Below are 20,714 nucleotides of genomic sequence, written 5' to 3' on the forward strand. Positions count from 1 at the left end.
TAAGGAATATGGATTTTGGATTATAGAACATGGACTAACTTGTTAGTTTATCTATAAAACTTCCTATTCTTTTTTGTAAAGATTGAATTTCTTTAATCATTTTATCATACATGTCAATAGTCACGTATGCTTCGTTTTTAGCTATTTCAAGCTGTGTTTCCCATTCAAAAGCAGATCCTAAGCTATGTTCCAAAAATGCTTTAAAGTGTTTGTTTGTAGCCTTTGAAGATCCTTCTGCTATGTTAGACGGAATCGAAACAGCACTTCTATTCATTTGACTAGCTAGGTTAAATGTCTCTGATTTAGGGAATGTCTTAGTGATTTCGTAATTCAAACTCACAAAAGCAACTCCATCAATCCAAATGTTTAATTTTCTAAAATTATGTCTAGCCATCAATTATTATCTAAAGTCCATGCTCCATATTCTATGCTCCATGATATTTTCTTCAAAACCTGCCTACTGATACTGATTACTGTAAACTATTTAATCCTCCACCGTATCCAATTCCACCTTTAGGTTATTAATAATAAATTCTTGCCTATCGGGCGTATTTTTGCCCATATAAAATTTCAGCAATTCTTCTATACTCATTTGCTTGTCTAACATCACAGGATCTAAACGAATGTCTTCTCCAATAAAATGCACAAACTCATCAGGACTAATCTCACCAAGACCCTTAAATCTGGTGATTTCTGGTTTTGGCTTTAACTCTTCTAGGGCATTAATACGTTCTTCTTCGGTATAGCAATAAATGGTTTTCTTCTTGTTACGTACTCTAAAGAGTGGTGTTTGTAAAATATACAAATGTCCTTCTTTGATAATTTCAGGAAAGAACTGCAAGAAAAAGGTAATTAACAACAAACGAATGTGCATTCCATCTACATCGGCATCTGTTGCGATTACTACATTGTTATATCGCAAATCTTCCATGGACTCTTCAATGTTCAAAGCCGCTTGTAGGAGATTAAATTCTTCGTTCTCGTAGACTATCTTTTTTGTTAGTCCGTAGCAGTTTAAAGGCTTTCCTTTTAAACTAAATACGGCCTGAGTATTTACATCTCTACTTTTGGTAATAGACCCACTTGCCGAATCTCCCTCGGTAATAAACAAGGTCGATTCTAAATTACGTTCTTTCTTAGTATCCCCTAAATGAATACGGCAATCACGTAATTTTTTATTGTGTAGGTTGGCTTTTTTGGCGCGATCTTTCGCCAACTTTCGAATTCCAGAAAGCTCTTTACGCTCACGCTCTGCTTGCATGATTTTACGTTGCAAGCCCTCGGCTACATCGCTATTTTTGTGTAAGAAATTATCGAGTTTATTTTTTACAAAATCATTGATATAAGTACGTACTGTAGGTAAGTCACCACCCATTTCTGTAGAACCTAATTTGGTTTTGGTCTGACTCTCAAAAACGGGTTCCATCACCTTGATGGAAATGGCACTTACAATAGATTTACGAATATCACTTGCTTCGTAGTTCTTTCCATAGAATTCACGAATGGTTTTCACCAAACTCTCTCTAAAGGCAGCTTGATGTGTTCCACCCTGTGTCGTGTTTTGACCATTAACAAAACTATGGTACTCTTCACTATACTGAGTTTTGCTATGCGTAATAGCAACTTCAATATCATCTCCTTTTAAATGAATGATAGGATACAACATGTCTGTTTCTGCCATGTTATCATTTAAGAGGTCCTTTAATCCATTTTCGCTAAAGAACTTTTCGCCATTAAAATCGATGGTAAGTCCCGGATTTAGGTACACGTAATTACGTAGCATTTTTTCTACGTACTCGTTACGGTATTTGTAATTTTTGAATATTACTTCATCTGGGATGAAGGTCACTTTTGTTCCTTTACGTTTACTAGACTCTTCTACACCACTTTCTTCTTTTAATTCTCCTTGAGAGAACTCGGCAAACTTAGTTTGATTTTCACGTACAGATTCTACTCTAAAGTATGTAGATAGTGCATTTACTGCTTTGGTACCCACACCATTTAAACCTACAGACTTTTTAAAGGCACGAGAATCGTATTTTCCTCCCGTATTCATCTTACTCACTACGTCTACTACTTTCCCCAATGGAATACCACGCCCATAATCACGCACTTTAACTTGCTTGTCCTTAATGCGAATTTCTATGGTCTTTCCAGCACCCATAACAAATTCATCAATACAGTTATCGAGTACTTCTTTTAATAAAATATAGATCCCGTCATCTGGTGATGAACCATCTCCAAGTTTTCCAATATACATCCCAGGACGCATTCGAATATGCTCTTTCCAATCGAGGGATCGTATATTATCTTCGGTATATTTAGTGTCTGCCATAAAATCGTGTGAATAGTTGTTAAATATACCTGTTACAAGACAAACTTGGAAAATATCCAACACAAAGTAATTAACAATTCACACATAAAAATTGTGAACAACCTAGGTTATTTTTTAGAGATTTAAATTTGAAAGCACACATACTTTTAATAAAAAGAATTTGTATTTTTCCCTTATGCTATTACGTGTAATTAAAATACTATCTATTCTTGTTATTATCATTTCTGTAGTTAGCTCAATCGTCCTATTAGCTTTTGGAGGTTTTGCAGGACTTTTAGTAGTACCATTTGCTATTTATTTAGGGTATTACTTACTCATTCTAGCTTTCTGTAACGGTCTAAACAAAAGCAGTTTAGATTCAAAAGACACCCATTCAAAAATTCTGGCCGTTTGTTGCTTTTTGCCTATCGTAATTGTACTGATTGCACCCTATGAAGTTTCTGAGTTTTTAATGAGTGGGATTCATTTAGATATGAAATAATATGAATATACTTCCGCTCATCCAAAAACAAGTGAACGATCTCTATTACGGAGGGAATTATACAGGTGTTAATTTCTCAGCCGTATTAAAAGACGTTACCTTTGAACAAGCTATCACGAAGGTTCAAGACTTTAATACCATTCACACCCTTGTATTTCACACCCAATACTACATGGACGCACTTAACAATGTACTAGACGGAAACGCTCTAGATGCGAGCGACGCCTTAAGCTTTGTGCATCCTCCTATCCATAGCCAAAAAGAATGGGAAACGGTCCTTCATAATATGTTTGCGAGCGTAGATATCTTTATTGCACACTTAACAAAGCTTGACCCCAATAATATTTCAAAAACCTTTAAAAAGGAGGCCTATGGGACCTATTATAGAAATATTGTAGGTGTTATTGAGCATAGTCATTATCATTTAGGGCAGATCGTATTTTTGAAGAAAATGGTTTCGTAGAACAGTTGCTGTGCTCCTTGTTAGACCGTTCGCGTTGCTCACTGATAGAAGATAGATCGCCTTCGGCTGATAGACTTAAAAAAACTGCGCAATTTTTTTAAATTCATTTTCTAACAGCTTCTGTAGTGGTTTACCACACAGAAAAGTGTTCTGCACAGCGACTGGTCTAGCCTCTAACAGCGAAGCAGTCTAATAGTGAGCGCAGCGGTCTAACTTCTCCTTAAACGTTGAATCTAAAATGCATCACATCACCATCATTCACCACATACTCTTTCCCTTCAACTCCCATTTTACCAGCTTCCTTTACTTTGGCTTCACTACCATACTCCACATAATCGTTGTATTTTATTACTTCAGCACGAATAAACCCTTTTTCGAAATCTGTATGAATCACTCCTGCAGCTTGCGGTGCTGTTGCTCCAATTGGGATGGTCCAAGCACGCACTTCTTTGACACCTGCAGTGAAATACGTCTGTAGGTTTAATAATTTATAGGCACCACGAATTAATTTTGCTGAACCTGGCTCATCTAGGCCTAGATCTTCTAGGAACATTTGGCGTTCTTCAAAAGAATCTAACTCTGTAATATCTGCTTCTGTACCTACTGCCAGAATAACTACTTCTGCATTTTCAGAAGCAACGGCTTCTTTCACTTTCTCCACATATGCGTTGCCATTTACAGCTGCATCTTCATCTACATTACACACATACATCACAGGCTTGTCTGTAATAAACTGCATTTTACTCACGTAGTCTTCTCTTTCTTTTTCTGAAAAATCTAGGGTACGTACTGATTTCCCTTGTAATAAAGTCTCTTGAATTTTCACCAAAATAGCTTCTTCTTTTTGAGCTTCCTTATCACCTGTACGAGCAGAACGTTTTACACGCTCTAATCTTTTCTCTACAGATTCTAAATCTTTTAACTGTAATTCCATGTCGATAGTTTCCTTATCGCGAATAGGATCTACACTTCCATCAACATGCACAATATTGTCGTTATCGAAACAACGCAATACATGTAAAATAGCATCGGTTTCTCTAATATTTCCGAGGAACTGATTCCCTAATCCTTCACCTTTACTTGCTCCTTTTACCAAACCAGCAATATCTACAATTTCAACAGTAGCAGGCAATACCTTTTCTGGGTTTACCAATTCTTCAAGCTTCACCAAACGATCATCTGGAACATTTACCACACCAATATTTGGCTCTATGGTACAAAAAGGAAAATTTGCGCTCTGTGCTTTGGCGTTTGACAAACAATTAAAAAGGGTTGATTTACCAACGTTTGGCAATCCTACAATTCCTGCTTTCATGAGTTGCTATTTTAAAATGCGTGCAAATATAAGGCTTTAGCCGAAATTTTAATAGGCAAAACTCTTGTAGTTTCATTTAAAATATAGCAACGAATTTCTATTTCATAAACTTTGTACCTTTGTAGCACAAATTTATTAATTATGAAGAAAATTACTTTTTTGAGCCTTTTATTATTAGGAACAACAGTTACGGCATATGCTCAAAATGTCGATATCCAAAAAGAAACTGTGATTACTCGTGTTGTGACTACAAACAATCTAGAAACTGAAGTAAAAGTTACTGAGGAAGTAACAGAAGACCATGAGACTATTAAAGTAGAAGAGTCAGACGGAATTAATGCTACTAGCAGCAGAACCAAAAACACCAATGAATCAAAAAATGTAATCGAAGAAAAGAAAATCTTTGAAGAAGAAAAAGCAGCCCTTCAAAAAGAAGCCATAGAAAAACAGCGCATTGAAAACCAAAAACAAATGCAAGCAGAAATTGAAGCCGATAGACAAAAAGCCTTAGAAGAGGCTGCCCTTGAAAAAGAAAAAATTGATGCAGCCAACAAAGTATTAGAAATAGAACGTCTTGAAAGAAAAGCAGAATTAGAAAGAGGTGTTGGACAATCTAAAAAAAGCGCTAAAAAGAAATCGAAGGAACTTAAAAAAGCAAAAAAGGAAGCTGGAGACAATTAACCTATTAATTCTTAGCAATTGAAAGTCGTTTGCAATTACAGACGACTTTTTTTATTCAAGACTTTTTAAAATCGAGTCTTGATAGCCTTTGAAAGATCCTAAATTATGATGGCTCCCTCCATCTAGTGTATAAAATGTATATTGTGCTTCTGGTAATAAATTGCTGAGCTTCTTGCCAGAGGCATAAGGCACTACCCTATCTTCAGTACCATGATAGATTACAACAGGCGCTGTAACCTTTGTAAAAAAGACATTACTTTCTAATTTCACCTTTAAAAGTTTATTCACAAAGGGTAAAAATCCGAAACGATCTTTGGCCATATCTGCCAAATTGTAAAATGGAGTTTCTAAGATAAGTTTTCTCGGATTATTATTTGATGCCACATAACAAGCAAAAGCAGTCCCTATGGATCTTCCATACACTACCACAGCAGACTCGTTATAAGATTTCAGAAGAAAATCGTACCACAATTGCGTATCTGCTAGCATTTTGGTTTCATCAATAGTTCCCGTACTCTTTCCATAGGTTCTGTAGTCTATTACCAAGATATCGTACTCTAGCGTTGTAAAGTAAGCAGCCACGTCTCCCCAGCGTGAGAGATCGCCAGCATTGCCATGGAAATACAATATGACTCCTTTTGGATTTGGTACTTTAAAATGAATGCCATGCAAAACAACATCTTCTTCAGGATGCAGCATTACCTCTTCAAAGGGGATTTTAAAATCAAATGGGTAGTCGGGAGGTAATTGTGTCGATGCAAAAATAAGACGTTCTTGACTTAGATAAAGCACAAAAATACCCAAGCATAAAAAAAGGACGACACTCCATAAAATGCGAAAAAACCACTTTTTTATCATTTATAGGAATGTTTTACACCAATACTGGTCGTTTTCATGTCGATTTCTACTTCTTTTTCTTCAATAATATCTGTGAGTATTTTATGATACGACTCAAAGGTGTTCATGTTTTTATGACCGCCTCCTAATACTGGATACAATTTTGTAATGGAGGGATTAATATCTGCCAACTTTACACTTGAAGAAAAAGGAATGAGTTTATCCTTAGTACCATGAATGATATGAATTGGACACTTTACATACTTTAGCCATTTATGAGTAGGCAATGGATATCGTAAAATAATAGAAAGTGGCATAAAGGGCATGTACCTATTAGTGACATTAAAAAGACTGTAATACGGCGCATCTAGAATAAGCATTCTAGGATTATTCATAGAAGCAATTTTGGTAGCAAATCCAGAGCCTAATGACCTCCCGTATAAAATGATATACTCTTCAGGAACGCGTTCACGTATCTTGTTATAGATGTATTGTATGTCGTGTTTTAAATTTTTTGCACTACGCTTTCCAGTACTCTTCCCGAAACCTCTATAGTCTACCATAATCACATCATAATGATTTCTTGTAAAGTCTACAGCAAATTTACCCCAGCCCTTAATACTCTTGCTATTTCCTTTTAAATACAAGACTACCCCTCTAGGATTAGGTGTTTTAAAGTGTAACCCATTAATAACCGCACCATCTCTGGTTGTGATGTTATGCTCATCAACATCTTGGTTTTCGTATTCAAATAAAAAGTCTTTAGGTAGTTTTTCGGGTTTAAACAAAAACTGCTCTTGCAAATAATAGAGCAACACACTTACAAGAATGTAAATAGCAAGAATCCATAAAACTGTGTGTAACCAAATGGGCATTGTCGAGGTATTTTAGTTTAAAGTTACACATTATTTTAAAACCAATCACAAATCTCTAAAAATCAAAATATAAAATGTAAAATTCTAAAGTCAAAATTCTACGACCTGCAAACCGAAGGCATCCTACCCACTACCAACTAATAGCAAAGCGTATTACCAAAGTCTAAAGACCAACGACTAAAAACTACCCCCTAAAAGCCGAAGGCGTTCTTACTCCTACCAACTAATAGCGAAGCGTCCTAACATATAAACAAAAAAAGAGCCCTGATAACATCAGAGCTCTTTTTACTATTTGAAAAATGAAAGAGGATTATTTCCCGTCCATTTTGTCTTTCAATGCTTGAAGAGCAGAGTTAGCGTCTCCTAATGTAGGTTTCGCCTCGTCAGCTTGTTGCTTTGCTTTCTTAGCAGCTTGCTTTACGATTTTTGCTTCTTCTTCTTTGTGAATTGCCATGTGAGAGGCTACCACTTTCTTGAATTCTTTGTTGAACTCAATAATTTGGAAATCTGCTTCTTCACCTTTCTTCACGTCTGTTCCGTCTTCTTTCTCTAAGTGACGTTTTGGTATAAATGCAGAGATATCATCATTAAAGTTGATAACCGCTCCTTTGTCTACCACTTCGTCAATTGAAGCTTTGTGAACAGAACCTACAGCAAACTCAGCTTCATACTTATCCCAAGGATTTTCTGTAGTTTGTTTGTGCCCTAGGCTTAATTTACGTCCGTCTACATCCAATTCAAGAACTACTACTTCTAGCGTGTCTCCAATGTTTGTAAACTCACTTGGATGCTTGATTTTCTTAGTCCAAGAAAGATCAGAGATGTAAATCAACCCGTCAATTCCTTCTTCTAATTCAACAAATACACCAAAGTTTGTAAAGTTACGTACAATACCTTTGTGGGTAGAACCTACAGGGTATTTTGTTGTAATGTCTGTCCATGGGTCTGGCGTTAATTGCTTAATACCTAAGCTCATTTTACGCTCTTCGCGATCCATTGTTAATACTTGTGCTTCTACTTTATCTCCAACGTTTACAAAATCTTGTGCACTACGTAAGTGTGTAGACCAAGACATTTCGCTTACGTGAATAAGACCTTCAACTCCTTCAGCAACTTCAATAAATGCACCGTAGTCTGCAATAACAACTACTTTACCTTCTACTTTATCACCAATTTTAAGTTCTTCACCAAGAGCATCCCATGGGTGTGCGCTTAATTGCTTAAGACCTAATTGGATACGTGTTTTATCCTCATCAAAGTCAAGGATTACAACGTTTAATTTTTGATCTAGTTCTACAATCTCGTTAGGGTGGTTGATACGAGACCAAGAAAGGTCTGTAATGTGTACCAATCCATCTACACCACCAAGATCTACAAAGACACCATACGAAGTAATGTTTTTCACAATACCTTCTAATACTTGTCCTTTTTCTAACTGACCAATGATTTCTTTTTTCTGTTCTTCGATATCAGCCTCAATAAGTGCTTTATGCGAAACAACAACATTTTTAAACTCGTGGTTGATTTTCACAACTTTGAATTCCATTGTTTTGTTTACGTATACATCGTAGTCTCTAATTGGCTTCACATCAATTTGTGAACCTGGTAAAAATGCTTCGATACCAAATACGTCTACAATCATACCACCTTTGGTACGACATTTTACAAAACCATTTACGATAGTACCTTCGTCGTGTGCTTTGTTTACACGATCCCAAGCCATAATCGTTCTAGCTTTACGGTGCGAAAGGATTAACTGACCTGTTGCGTCTTCACGAACATCGATTAATACTTCTACTTTATCTCCAACACTTAAATTTGGATTGTAACGGAACTCGTTTAAAGATACAACACCTTCAGACTTTGCGTTGATGTCGATAATAGCATCACGATCTGAGATGTGTACTACTTCACCTTCAACCACCTCGTCGTCTAATGTATCTACGAAATTTTCGGCTACTAATTTTTCAAACTCTTCTAACTTACCATCATCTACAGGATCGATTCCTTCTTCGTAGTTGTGCCAGTTAAAATCTGTTAAGAATTTTTCAGGGTTTGTTTCCTTAAGAGAAGGCTCTCTTTTAGGTTTTGCAGGAGCAGCTTCTTCTTGTGTTGCTTCTGTTTCTTGAACTTCTACAGCAGGAGCTTCTACTTTAGGCGTTCTTTTTCTTGTTTTCTTAGCAGTTTCTTTTACTGCTTCGTCTTTTGCTTTATCAGCCATTTGTTATCAGTTGTATTGTCTTCTAACATTTCCGCGAAAGCGAAATACTACAAGCAATACTTTGTATTCTACGCAGTTGTACTAGTAAAACGATCCACCCGTAGAAGGATTATGTTTGTTTTAAATACCCGCTTTGCTAGTAAACATCGTCAAAACGGGCTGCAAAAATAATTCTTTTCTTTTGAAATTCAAAAGGATAGATAAAATAATTATAGAGGTTTAGAGTTAGTATGTACTTAGACGGTTTGAAACAGGATCATTCGCTTCGCTCATTGCAGGAAACAGGAAACAAGATGGCTCTTGGCTCTAAACATTTAATTATATATACTTTTATACCTTCGGAAATTTTAGCTTTATGAAACAACTTGCTTGTACCCTACTATTCTTGCTAGCCGCTTGTGGCACAAACACCAAACCCAATACTGTTATTGAAACCCTAGAAATCGCTAGTTTTAAGAAGAACTGCGATGGTGTTGGAGAAACACAATCACTACAAGTACGTGAACAAGGACAACTAAATTGGGGTTGTTTTTATAACGATATTGAAGGGTTTACCTATACTCCTGGATATAAGTATACCGTTGAAGTACAGAAAGAAACTATCGGACCTATAAAAATACCAGGAGATGGCTCAACTTATAAATACACTTTACTAAAACTAATACGCAAACAAAAAGAGTCAACTATTAATTTACATGATATTTGGGTGGTAAAAACCATAAACAAAAAACCAATCACAGATGCGCAAATTAGGCTAGAAATACAATTAGCATCTAGTAAAATTATAGGAAACGATAGTTGTAACAATTTCTTTGGCGCCATTGAGCAAGTAAACGATAGCAACCTACAATTTGGATTGTTAGGCAGAACCAAAATACACTGTCAAGACATGACGGCTCCCAACCTCTTTTACGATACCATGCAAGAAGTGGCAGGCTATAGAATAGAAAAGCTGCATTTGTATTTATTAAATGCTAATGATGAGGAACTAATGAAACTTATAAAAGTGGATTAAAAAAAACGTTACACACGTCCAGCTATTCTATCTTTTGCCAATTGTAAAATAATATGAAATTGGTCTTCCAAATTCATTTCACTATTATCGATAGCAATAGCGTCTTGTGCTTTTATGAGGGGAGAATCTTCTCTAGTAGAATCGATACGATCACGCTCAGTAACGTTTTCTAAGACATCTTCAAAAGTAATATCGTCACCACGTTCTATGAGTTCCTTGTAACGGCGTTCTGCTCTCGTGTGTGCAGAAGCATCTAGAAAAATTTTGAGTTCGGCATCCGGAAAGACTACGGTGCCAATATCACGACCGTCCATCACTACTCCTTTGCCCTGCCCCATTTTTTGTTGTTGTTCAACCAATTTGGTACGCACCGCAGAAATAGCTGCCACCGGACTAACATTTTCTGAAACTTCTAGGGTTCTTATTTGCTTTTCTACATTTTCACCATTGAGATACACATCTGCAACTCCAGTAGCTGTGTTTTTTTCAAAATGAATGTTAATACTATTAAGCGCATTTTCTAAGGCAGTAGTATCGACTCCAATTTCAGAAATAAACCCGCTACGCATGGCAAATAAGGTTACCGCACGATACATAGCACCTGTATCTACGTAGATATAATCTAACCAATCGCCTAATTGCTTAGCAATAGTGCTTTTTCCTGTAGAGGAAAATCCGTCAATGGCGATGGTTATTTTTGGCATTATTGTAAATCTATATTTACGCCAAAGAAACTTGTCGATGCCGCAGTATTGTACTTTGAATACGAGTAATTTAAACGTATTCTATTAAGTTTAATACCAAAACCAGCACTTAATCCTGCAAAAGCACGACGATCTACAATACGCAGTTCTTCTGCTCTTCTAAAGTTATACCCTAGTCTAATATTAAATCCGCTTTTTGGAAACAATTCTACACCAATAATCATGTGTCGTAATGCTTCGTCTATAAAATTAACATTTTCTGAGGTAACATTCCCCTCCAAATCGGATGTTTCTCTATCTGGATTTGAAAAAGCCAAATCCCAACGCTGCACATTCTCTAAGGTAAAGTGCCAACGAATTGGAATACGCTCTAAAATTTGAGAGACGCCTAAAATAACTTCAAAGGGCAAGGGCTCTATCTCAACATCATAAGGAGTGATCTGTGTTCCTATATTTCTTGCTACTCCTGTTACTTGTAAATCCCAGTCTTCATAAACATACATTAACCCTATATCTGCTGCAACACCAAAAGAGGAGTATTGCTCTAATTTTGATGAGATGAGTTTCACATTTGCACCATAATGAAAATCGGTAAAAGGAATGTTACGTGCATGTCCTACAGACACTGCTACTTCACCTCCACTAAAACTACTGGTCGCATTTCCTTGTTCATCAAAACCATCAAAATCACCATAGTTTATATACGTAACGCCCGCATGAATTACCTGTGTTCGCCTGTCCCATAAATAGGCATAGGCAACAGTACCATAATTTACATCTCCTAGATAATTGTTATAGTTTACAGAAAGCTGATTGTCCATTGCTGGATTTATAGCTGCCGGATTAAACAGTCCTTGTATAGGATCGTAGTCATAATTAGTAATGGTTTTACCTCCCAAAGCGGCTTGTCGCGGATTGTTTACTAAGTTGAGAAACTGGTAGGTAGATCTTCCTCCAATTTGCGCAGCTGCAGAAAATGTTAGTAATGAGACAAGTAAAAATAAAACCTTTTGGTTCATATGGTAGTGCGCGTGATTCTTTAATTAAATAACGACTGCAAGTATAATTTATTTTTCAGCGTTTTAATTAAAAACTTGCAGAAAACTAGCGGCGTTACATTAATTTCATGTGCTTTTTTTATTTTATATATGAAAGAGCAGTGGTTCTCTCCCGAAGTTTCGGGAGTGCTCGAACAGACAAAATGAGATTATGAAACCCCTTTACTATAATTTTTTGGCGCCTTTTACTTTTTCTTTTGTAAGTGCCAGTGCCAATACATCGCTCATTTCTTTGACGTAATGAAAGGTCAATCCTTTTAAATATTCTGGTTTTATTTCGTCAATATCACGTTTGTTCTCTTCACAGAGCAAAATCTCTTTAATTTTTGCACGCTTAGCGGCTAGAATCTTTTCTTTAATTCCACCCACTGGCAAGACCTTACCACGTAGTGTAATCTCTCCGGTCATTGCCAAACTCTTTTTCACTTTACGTTGTGTAAATAAAGAAACCAAAGAGGTTAACATCGTTATTCCTGCACTTGGGCCGTCTTTGGGCGTAGCACCCTCTGGTACGTGAATATGCACATTATATTTATCAAAAATATCCTGTTTGATCCCTAGCTTATCGGCGTTTGCCTTAATATACTCCATGGCAATCGTAGCCGATTCTTTCATGACTTTACCAAGATTACCCGTCATGTTTAAGGCTCCTTTTCCTTTACTAATGGTAGATTCTATAAATAAAATATCACCTCCCACACGCGTCCATGCCAATCCGGTAACAACACCTGCTACTTGGTTGTTTTCATACTTATCTCTTGCCATTCTTGGAACTCCTAAAATTTCAACAATGGCCTCGTTATCAACCTTTACTTCATAATTTTCTTCCATGGCTATTTTCATAGCAGCATAGCGAACCGTTTTTGCAATTTGCTTTTCTAAACCACGTACGCCACTCTCTCTGGTGTATCCTTCTACTATTTTTTCTAATTGAGGTTTCCCAACTTTTAAATGCTCGGCTGTTAGACCGTGCTCTTTTAATTGTTTTGGTAGTAAGTGCTGTTTTGCAATTTCTACCTTTTCTTCGATGGTATATCCAGTAACATTAATAATCTCCATACGATCGCGTAATGCAGGCTGTATGGTACTTAAACTGTTTGAAGTTGCGATAAACATTACTTTAGACAAATCGTATCCTAATTCTAAGAAGTTATCATAAAAAGCACTGTTTTGTTCTGGATCTAATACTTCAAGCAATGCAGAAGAAGGATCTCCCTGACTTCCCACAGATAACTTATCAATTTCATCTAACACAAATACTGGATTGCTCGTTCCAGCTTTTTTCAAACTCTTAATAATACGACCTGGCATAGCACCGATATAGGTTTTTCGGTGACCGCGAATCTCCGCTTCATCTCTAAGTCCGCCTAAAGAAATACGAATATATTCTCTTCCTAATGCCTCAGCAACAGATTTCCCAAGAGAAGTTTTACCAACACCAGGAGGTCCGTATAAACATAAGATTGGAGATTTCATGTCATTTCGTAATTTCAATACAGCTAAGTATTCTATAATACGTTTTTTAACATCATCCAAACCATAATGATCTCTATCTAATATTTGCTTTGCTTTTTTAAGGTCAAATTTATCGGTACTAAATTCGTTCCAAGGCAACTCTAACAAGAGATCTAGATAATTCTTTTGAATACTAAACTCGGCCACTTGCGGATTCATACGCTGCAGCTTTGCCAATTCTTTTTTGAAATGTGCTGCAGTATCTTCATTCCATTTTTTTGCTTTACCACGCGCGCGCATTTCTTCTATTTCAGCTTCAGAAGAACTACCACCCAATTCTTCCTGGATGGTTTTCATTTGCTGGTGCAAGAAATATTCACGCTGTTGTTTATTAATATCACTATGCACCTTAGACTGAATATCGTTTCGTAATGAAAGTTTTTGTAGCTCTAACTCCATGTACCGAAGGGTCTCTAGCGCTCTTTCTTTTAAATCATTTATTTGCAATAAGGCTTGCTTGTCTGCTACGGAAATATTAAGGTTCGAAGACACAAAGTTGATTAGAAACGAAGGACTCTCGATATTTTTAATGGCAAAAGAAGCATCACTAGGAATGTTTGGACTGTCCTTAATAATAGCTAGAGATTTCTCTTTAATAGTTTCTACAATAGCCTTAAACTCTTCATTATCTTTTGCAGGTCTTGCTTCGGCAACAGGTCTTACGGTGGCTGTTAAATAAGGTTCTGTAGTGATGACTTCAGAAACTTTAAAACGTTTTTTTCCTTGAATAATCACGGTGGTATTTCCATCAGGCATTTTTAACACCTTTAAGATTCTTGCCACGGTACCCACCGTATTGATATCATCAATACCAGGTTCTTCTTGTCCTTCTTCCTTTTGAGAAACCACGCCAATAATTTTTCCTTGCTTATTGGTTTCGTTAATGAGCTTGATCGATTTATCACGGCCCGCAGTAATTGGAACAACAACGCCAGGAAATAAAACGGTATTTCGTAAAGGTAGAATAGGGAGTATTTCTGGAAGCTCTTCATTATTCATTTCTTCCTCATCTTCTGTTGACATTAGTGGAATAAACTCGGCATCATCTTGAAATTCCTGAAATGACAAACTGTCTAGTAAAGATACTTTTGATTTTGACATAGTATGGTGTAGGACATTGTGTCACAAAATAGCGTGAAACAAGGTCGATTAAAATTGGGTTTCTTTTTATGTAATCTATTGAAACTGCTGGTATTCAAAACATTTAGCAGTTATCACTACCCTATTATTTCAATATGTATGCCATACCCCCTATCCATTGTTGTATTCCTTCGGAAATGTTAGTGCTACTAAAATTTCCGAAGAAAAAAATCGGAGAAAGTGTAACAATCAAGAAGTGCCTGTATCTTTATAGCAGATAACCAACAACGCAACGTGTCACTAACCCATCACGACATACCATCATTACTCGTTCTTTGCAAACAGCAAAACAATTTTGCGCAACTTGAAATTTACAATCGATATCAAAAAGCGATGTATAACACTGCCTTTCGAATTGTAAAAGATCGTGCTGCTGCAGAAGATGTAATGCAAGAATCATTTTTAACAGCTTTTAATAAGTTGGATTCTTTTAAAGGAACAGCCACTTTTGGCGCATGGTTAAAACGTATTGTAGTAAACAACAGTATTACGGTTTACAACAAAACCCAGCGTTTTAAACAGGTACCAGAAGAAGCTATTCCCGATACCGCAATAAATCATGACGGTGTTGTTGAGGCCGATATAACGAGCATACAATCAAATCAATTAATGACTGCCATGCAATCATTAAAAGAAAGCTATCGAAACATACTCACCTTACATTATATAGAAGGGTTTGATTATGAAGAGATGAGCCAGATTTTAAAATGCAGTAATGCAAGTTGTAGAACTCAGGTTTCAAGAGCAAAAGAAAGTTTACGTAAAAAATTACAAATAGTATGAGCCACGATTTAGAAACATTATTTAAAACACATAAAGCTGCTTTTGACAGTGAGGAGACTCCTGCAGGACACCAAAACAGATTTATGGAGAAGTTAAATAGCCAACAAGAAACTGTTTCCAAGAAAACAAATTGGTTAAAACCAATGGCAATTGCTGCTACTTTTTTAGTGCTTATTGCTATTGGGAGTATGGTTTTTAAGACACCTACAAAGACTGCCGACTTAGCGAGTGTCTCACCAGAGATGGAGCAAACGCAGTCCTTTTTTACAAATACCATCAACCAAAAGTTAAACGAATTAGCAACAATTAACGATCCAGAGTTAACGGTGTTAATTACTGAAACATTAGAAGAAATAACACTGTTAGAAACACAATACAATGCGTTAAAAGAAGATTTATTGGAAAGCGGTCAAGACAGTCGTGTCATTGCGGCGATGATTTCCAACTTTCAAGACAGAATTGCACTTTTAGAACATGTATCAGAAACAATAGAAGAAATCAAAACACTTAAAAACAATACAAATGAAATCACTTTATAAACTACTACTATTGCTAGTACTACCTTGTCTAGCATTTGCCAATAACGGAAAATTTAAAGGTAAATACACCAAAGAAAAAACAATTCAAAAAGAGTTTACTGTGAACAATGATGCTGCATTGGAAGTTACCAATAAATACGGAAATATTGCTGTAACTACATGGAACGAAAACAAAACAGTTATCGAAGTTGTTATTAAAACCAACGGAAATAATGAGTCGAAAGTTCAAGAAAGATTAGATGATATTTCGATCGATCTATCTGGAAATGGTAGTCGTGTGTCTGCATCCACCAACCTTGGAGATAGTAGCGGCGGTTGGGGATGGGATAACAACAACAAAAATGTTTCGGTAGAAGTAAATTATACCATTAAAATCCCAACGAACAACACAGTAAACCTAAACAACAAATACGGAGCTATTACTGTAGGAGATTTACAAGGTCATGCCGATATCCAAAACAAGTATGGGCAAGTAACCATTGGCACTCTTGCTGCAGAAAATAACAACATCACTATAAAATACGTAAAAACCGCCTTCATCAAAGGAATGAAAAGCGGAAAAATAAATGCAGGATATTCTACTTTTACCTTAGATAATGCTGAAAATCTTGATCTAGAGGCAAGTTATACCACAAGTAATTTAGGTGCTATTGGGAAACTAAATTATAATAATAAATATGGGAAGCTAAGAGTAGATAGCGTTACCGATGTAGAAGGAAATGCAGGGTATAACAATGGTACTTTTGGAAGTATTGCTGGAAATGCTAACTTTAATGTAAAATACAGTACCATCTCTGTCGATTTAATGACAGCAACTGCAAAAAGCCTAACCTTTAATGGCAAATATTCTAAGTGCAACTTAGGAATCCATAAAGACTATGCATTCAGTTTTAACATGAATCTGAGATATGGAAGTCTTAAAGGAAAAGATTTAGTAACCATAACATCTCAAGAGAAAAAGCGAAACAATGGCGTCTATACTGGATATCACAACAACGCAAACTCTGGAAATATGATCGATATTAATTCATCTTACGGAAGTGTAACCTTAAAATAAACAACATGAAAAAATCAATGCTATTACCTATCATTGCATGCGCATTTACTGCATCAACTATGCTAGGACAAACGACAAGAACAATTAGTACACAAGACTATGACAAAATAGATGCAAATGGGTCTATGACTGTCATACTCCAAAAAGGAACCGAGGGTGACATCCAAATAATTGCAGAAGAGAAAGCCCAAGAATATGTTACTGTAGCATCTAATGGAAAAACTCTTACCATTAGCTTAAAAAAGAACCTATATAAAGTAAGTAAAAAGGGAGTTAAAGTAATTGTACCCTTTAATGACTTAAACGAAGTAAACTTAAAAGGCTCCGGAGAAGTAACAAGTAAAGAAACAATTAATGCTTCAACTTTTGTAACCCATTTAAACGGTTCTGGTGATATTGACCTAAAAGTAACTGCAACTACCGTAGAGGCCTCTTTAAACGGATCTGGAGACATTGACCTTGAAGGAAATGCTACCAATCTAGAAGTATCTATGACTGGAAGTGGTGATATTGATGCTGTACAATTACGTACTCAAAACACAGATGCAAATCTTACCGGCTCTGGTGATATTACTGTTTATGCTAGCAACAGTATTAATGCAGTGCTTAGAGGTTCTGGAGATATTGAATATGCAGGGAATCCTGAAGTGAAAAACACTAAAGTTTATGGCAGTGGTGATATTGACCCTAGAAATTAAATTAGCCAACAACAATAGCAACCATAGTCACAAAAAAACCTTTTCAACAATATTGAAAAGGTTTTTTTATATCCGTATTTAGGATACTTCGGAAATTTTAACTATCGTTATAGCGTTAGGTTAAATTCTCCTTCTGTTATTTGTATTACTGTTGGATCTACACCATCTGGGTTTACCGCTGTAAAAGAAAATGTAGCGCTAATTTCTCCCGTAGTTTCATCGTAGGTTTGTACTACCAAAGTACCTGGGTTTGATACAAATTCTACAGCACTACCTTCACGAACATAAAAACCAACTGTTTCATCACCGTTTATTACTTCAGTACTCATTGGGTAAGTTCCTACAATAATATCATCTGAAGGGAAACCAATACGCATCGTTCTACCATTTTCAAGCATTGCTGTTACATAAGTTACATTCATACCATTTACTTCTTCGGTAGCTGTAGTAACCGAGTCCATTGCACCAGAAGGATCAAATTCACCTCCATCTACAAGAGCTCTAAAAGGAACTACTGGCGGAGCAGGAATCCCGGTAAAATAGACTACAAAGCTACCTTGAGTAATTTCAAACTGAGAAGCATCTTGCATTAAAGGGTCTCTTGCTGTAAAAGAGAAGGTTCCTTCCATCACTCCATTCACTGCATCGAATTGCGTAAATGTAATACTACCTGGGTTAGAACTTAGGTTCTCCCCTCCTGTGTTTGGATTGTAGACACCAATAAGTTTTGTTCCGTCAGAAATATCAGATTCCATTTCAAAAGTGCCAATCCCTGTATTTGAAGGGATGTCCAAGCGTAGTAAGGCACCCGTTGCTGTTTGCGCTTCAATTTTAAATATCATATCATCTCCAACCATGTTTGTTGAAGTTACTAGTTCAGTATCTACATGTTCTACACCATCTACTAATGCAAAAAATTCATCCACCATCATTGGGTCTTCTGGATCTTCTGGATCAATTGGATCTTCTGGATCTATAGGGTCGCCTTCTAAGGTAAAAGGAATTGCAGTAAATACACCTTGTGTTATGGTCACGTTTTGTCGAATTGGATCTCCATTTGTGTCCGTAATAGGATCTCCATTGGCATCTAAAGCGGGCCTTCCTGCAACAAACTCGAATGAACCCGTAACAACTAGGTCGGTTTCATTATAAGTAGTTACTGTTAAATTTCCATTCCCTCCTAAGAAACTATCTGTAGTATATGGATTTCCTGGTGATTGAACATCAAGATAACTACCGCTATCGGTGTTATTAAATTGATTTAATAATAAGTCGTAACTCCCTAATCCTATTGGAGTAGCTGTTAGTACAATAGCACTATTACTTGCTGAGATACCAGTGATTTGAAAGTCTCCATTTTCACTTACTGTAGCAAGGGTTGATACAGCAGTAAAAGAAATGCCGTTAACAACAGCAGTAAAAGAGCCAGGGGTGTTAGATCCAGGAGTTTCTTGTTGGGGAAATTCTCCTTCGATAGGTTCATCGTCACAAGAGGTAAATTGAAATGCCATAAACGCTATGAGCACCCAATTAAAAAGTTGCAATTTTTTCATAAGTAAGTAAGTTTTCCTTTTGCTAATAACAGCAAACATAACTAAAAATTGTATATTATTTTCATTTTCTTGGTACTCGTAAAAGCAAGACCACACCTATTGCAAAAAATAATACTAGAAATAAAATAGAGTTGCGCATGCTTCCAGTGATCTGATCAACAAAACCATACACACCCATTCCTACTACAATTCCTATTTTTTCGGCTACATCATAAAAACTGAAATAGGATGTAGTATCCTCTGTTTCAGGTAAAAACTTTGAGTAGGTAGATCTTGAAAGCGCTTGTATTCCTCCCATGACCAATCCTACAAGTCCGGCAGTAATATAAAATTGTATGGGCTCATATATAAAAAACGCAATGACACATAACAGTACCCATATACAATTAATAAAAATTAATGTTTTAATATTTCCGAAGCGAGCAGAAGCCTTTGAAGTTAAAAAAGCGCCTAGTATTGCAACAAGTTGGATGAGTAAAATACTAACAATCAATCCCATTGTTTTTGCATCATCACTACCCCAATTTATTTCTTGCTCACCAAAATAAGACGCTACCAACATCACCGTTTGCACTGCCATACTATAGACAAAAAATGCGATGAGATACCTTTTAAGCTTTAGGTTTTCAAATAAAGAGTTTTGAACTTGCTTCAATTCTCTAAATCCGTTAAACAATACATCTTTGGTTACTTTTTTATTTGCGGCATTCCCTTTTGGAAGATGGTAAAAAGAATATTGACTAAACCCTATCCACCATATTCCCACTGTTATAAATGAAATTTTCATGGCTTCAATACTTGCATTTTCACCCGTGAGTCCAAAAACTTCTGGAAACATCACCATTGCTAAATTGAAAAGCAATAGCAATACACTACCAATGTATCCTAATGAAAAACCTTTAGCACTCAAACTATCTTGCTGCTCTTTGTGCGCCACATCTGGTAAATAGGAATTATAAAACACCAAACTTCCCCAAAAACCAATCAATGCTAAGAAGTATACAAAAAGACTCAGGTAAATATTTTCTAAAGAAAAGAAATACAGCCCCATACATGAGAGTGCACCTAAATAACAGAAAAACTTCATGAAGTTTTTCTTATTCCCTACATAATCTGCTATCCCAGAAAGCAAAGGGGATAAAAAGGCAACTACCAAAAACGCCGCAGCTGTTGTGTAAGTAATTAAAGGGGTGCTACGTATTTCAGAACCAAATACCGTAACTGTTTCTATCCCCGCTTTACTAAACAAAGCACCATAAAAAATGGGAAATACCGCAGAAGCGATTACCAAACTATACACAGAGTTTGCCCAATCATAAAATGCCCAAGCATTGCGTAGTTTTTTGGATCCTTTTTCTAGTACTGCCATATTCTAAATTTTGCACTAAAATAAAAATATCCCGACACAATGCGGGATATTTTTAATAGTAATATGTTTTCAAGT

The 20,714-nt window shown here is 36.3% G+C and carries 19 protein-coding genes; 8 read left to right on the forward strand and 11 right to left on the reverse strand.

Features of this window, described 5'->3' with window-relative positions; genetic code table 11:
- Positions 1–34: 34 nt before the first annotated feature.
- Both ACY2RS_RS03910 and ACY2RS_RS03915 read right to left on the reverse strand, forming a co-directional pair.
- Positions 35–394 (reverse strand): four helix bundle protein, encoded by a 360-nt coding sequence (locus tag ACY2RS_RS03910; RefSeq protein ID WP_490097303.1) that lies wholly within the window; start codon positions 392–394, stop codon positions 35–37.
- Positions 395–484: 90 nt separating this feature from the next.
- Complete coding sequence (locus tag ACY2RS_RS03915) at positions 485–2,335, reverse strand: DNA topoisomerase IV subunit B (protein ID WP_490097304.1); 1,851 nt, start codon at positions 2,333–2,335, stop codon at positions 485–487.
- 175 nt (positions 2,336–2,510) lie between these two features.
- Between ACY2RS_RS03915 and ACY2RS_RS03920 the strand changes: the two genes are divergently transcribed.
- On the forward strand, positions 2,511–2,816 hold the full coding sequence (locus ACY2RS_RS03920; RefSeq protein ID WP_490097305.1) for a hypothetical protein: 306 nt from the start codon (positions 2,511–2,513) through the stop codon (positions 2,814–2,816).
- A gap of 1 nt (position 2,817) precedes the next feature.
- Positions 2,818–3,279, forward strand: coding sequence for a DUF1572 domain-containing protein (locus ACY2RS_RS03925; RefSeq protein WP_490097306.1), 462 nt, complete (start codon positions 2,818–2,820; stop codon positions 3,277–3,279).
- A 220-nt stretch (positions 3,280–3,499) separates the two neighbouring features.
- Here ACY2RS_RS03925 and ychF read toward each other — a convergent pair whose 3' ends face one another.
- Positions 3,500–4,594 (reverse strand): redox-regulated ATPase YchF, encoded by a 1,095-nt coding sequence (gene ychF / locus ACY2RS_RS03930; RefSeq protein ID WP_490097307.1) that lies wholly within the window; start codon positions 4,592–4,594, stop codon positions 3,500–3,502.
- A gap of 141 nt (positions 4,595–4,735) precedes the next feature.
- On the opposite strand from ychF, the gene ACY2RS_RS03935 reads away from it, so the two are divergent.
- Positions 4,736–5,275 (forward strand): hypothetical protein, encoded by a 540-nt coding sequence (locus ACY2RS_RS03935; RefSeq protein WP_490097308.1) that lies wholly within the window; start codon positions 4,736–4,738, stop codon positions 5,273–5,275.
- 51 nt (positions 5,276–5,326) lie between these two features.
- Here the strand turns inward: ACY2RS_RS03935 and ACY2RS_RS03940 are convergent, their stop codons facing one another.
- The 3 genes from ACY2RS_RS03940 to rpsA form a co-directional block, all read right to left on the reverse strand.
- Positions 5,327–6,133, reverse strand: coding sequence for an alpha/beta hydrolase (locus ACY2RS_RS03940; RefSeq protein WP_490097309.1), 807 nt, complete (start codon positions 6,131–6,133; stop codon positions 5,327–5,329).
- A complete protein-coding gene (locus ACY2RS_RS03945; protein WP_490097310.1) occupies positions 6,130–6,987 on the reverse strand; it encodes an alpha/beta hydrolase in 858 nt (285 codons plus the stop codon). The genes ACY2RS_RS03940 and ACY2RS_RS03945 overlap by 4 nt, the downstream gene beginning before the upstream one ends.
- A 310-nt stretch (positions 6,988–7,297) precedes the next feature.
- A complete protein-coding gene (gene rpsA / locus ACY2RS_RS03950; protein WP_490097311.1) occupies positions 7,298–9,208 on the reverse strand; it encodes a 30S ribosomal protein S1 in 1,911 nt (636 codons plus the stop codon).
- A 355-nt stretch (positions 9,209–9,563) separates the two neighbouring features.
- Between rpsA and ACY2RS_RS03955 the strand changes: the two genes are divergently transcribed.
- The gene (locus ACY2RS_RS03955; RefSeq protein ID WP_490097312.1) at positions 9,564–10,223 is read left to right on the forward strand and encodes a DUF4377 domain-containing protein; all 660 of its coding nucleotides are present in this window, start codon (positions 9,564–9,566) and stop codon (positions 10,221–10,223) included.
- 8 nt (positions 10,224–10,231) lie between these two features.
- On the opposite strand, the gene cmk is transcribed toward ACY2RS_RS03955, so the two are convergent.
- The 3 genes from cmk to lon form a co-directional block, all read right to left on the reverse strand.
- Positions 10,232–10,927 (reverse strand): (d)CMP kinase, encoded by a 696-nt coding sequence (cmk, locus tag ACY2RS_RS03960; RefSeq protein WP_490097313.1) that lies wholly within the window; start codon positions 10,925–10,927, stop codon positions 10,232–10,234.
- Positions 10,927–11,946 carry a type IX secretion system protein PorQ gene (gene porQ / locus ACY2RS_RS03965; protein WP_490097314.1) on the reverse strand — a complete coding sequence of 340 codons (1,020 nt, stop codon included), beginning with the start codon at positions 11,944–11,946 and terminating at the stop codon, positions 10,927–10,929. The genes cmk and porQ overlap by 1 nt, the downstream gene beginning before the upstream one ends.
- A 204-nt stretch (positions 11,947–12,150) precedes the next feature.
- Entirely contained in the window at positions 12,151–14,601 is a 2,451-nt protein-coding gene (lon, locus tag ACY2RS_RS03970; protein ID WP_490097315.1) for an endopeptidase La, read from the reverse strand.
- Between the two features lie 273 nt (positions 14,602–14,874).
- On the opposite strand from lon, the gene ACY2RS_RS03975 reads away from it, so the two are divergent.
- The 4 genes from ACY2RS_RS03975 to ACY2RS_RS03990 are packed head-to-tail and all read left to right on the forward strand — an operon-like array spanning position 14,875 to position 17,717.
- The gene (locus tag ACY2RS_RS03975; protein ID WP_490097316.1) at positions 14,875–15,423 is read left to right on the forward strand and encodes an RNA polymerase sigma factor; all 549 of its coding nucleotides are present in this window, start codon (positions 14,875–14,877) and stop codon (positions 15,421–15,423) included.
- The gene (locus tag ACY2RS_RS03980; protein ID WP_490097317.1) at positions 15,420–15,962 is read left to right on the forward strand and encodes a hypothetical protein; all 543 of its coding nucleotides are present in this window, start codon (positions 15,420–15,422) and stop codon (positions 15,960–15,962) included. The genes ACY2RS_RS03975 and ACY2RS_RS03980 overlap by 4 nt, the downstream gene beginning before the upstream one ends.
- The gene (locus ACY2RS_RS03985) at positions 15,946–17,019 is read left to right on the forward strand and encodes a hypothetical protein (RefSeq protein ID WP_490097318.1); all 1,074 of its coding nucleotides are present in this window, start codon (positions 15,946–15,948) and stop codon (positions 17,017–17,019) included. The genes ACY2RS_RS03980 and ACY2RS_RS03985 overlap by 17 nt, the downstream gene beginning before the upstream one ends.
- Positions 17,020–17,024: 5 nt before the next feature.
- A complete protein-coding gene (locus ACY2RS_RS03990; protein WP_490097319.1) occupies positions 17,025–17,717 on the forward strand; it encodes a head GIN domain-containing protein in 693 nt (230 codons plus the stop codon).
- 107 nt (positions 17,718–17,824) lie between these two features.
- Here the strand turns inward: ACY2RS_RS03990 and ACY2RS_RS03995 are convergent, their stop codons facing one another.
- A complete protein-coding gene (locus ACY2RS_RS03995; RefSeq protein ID WP_490097320.1) occupies positions 17,825–19,270 on the reverse strand; it encodes a DUF6252 domain-containing protein in 1,446 nt (481 codons plus the stop codon).
- Between the two features lie 61 nt (positions 19,271–19,331).
- Positions 19,332–20,639, reverse strand: a complete 1,308-nt coding sequence (locus tag ACY2RS_RS04000) for an MFS transporter (protein WP_490097321.1) — start codon at positions 20,637–20,639, stop codon at positions 19,332–19,334.
- Positions 20,640–20,714: the final 75 nt, after the last annotated feature.

The sequence above is a fragment of the Patiriisocius sp. 208BN25-11 genome (assembly GCF_058147145.1).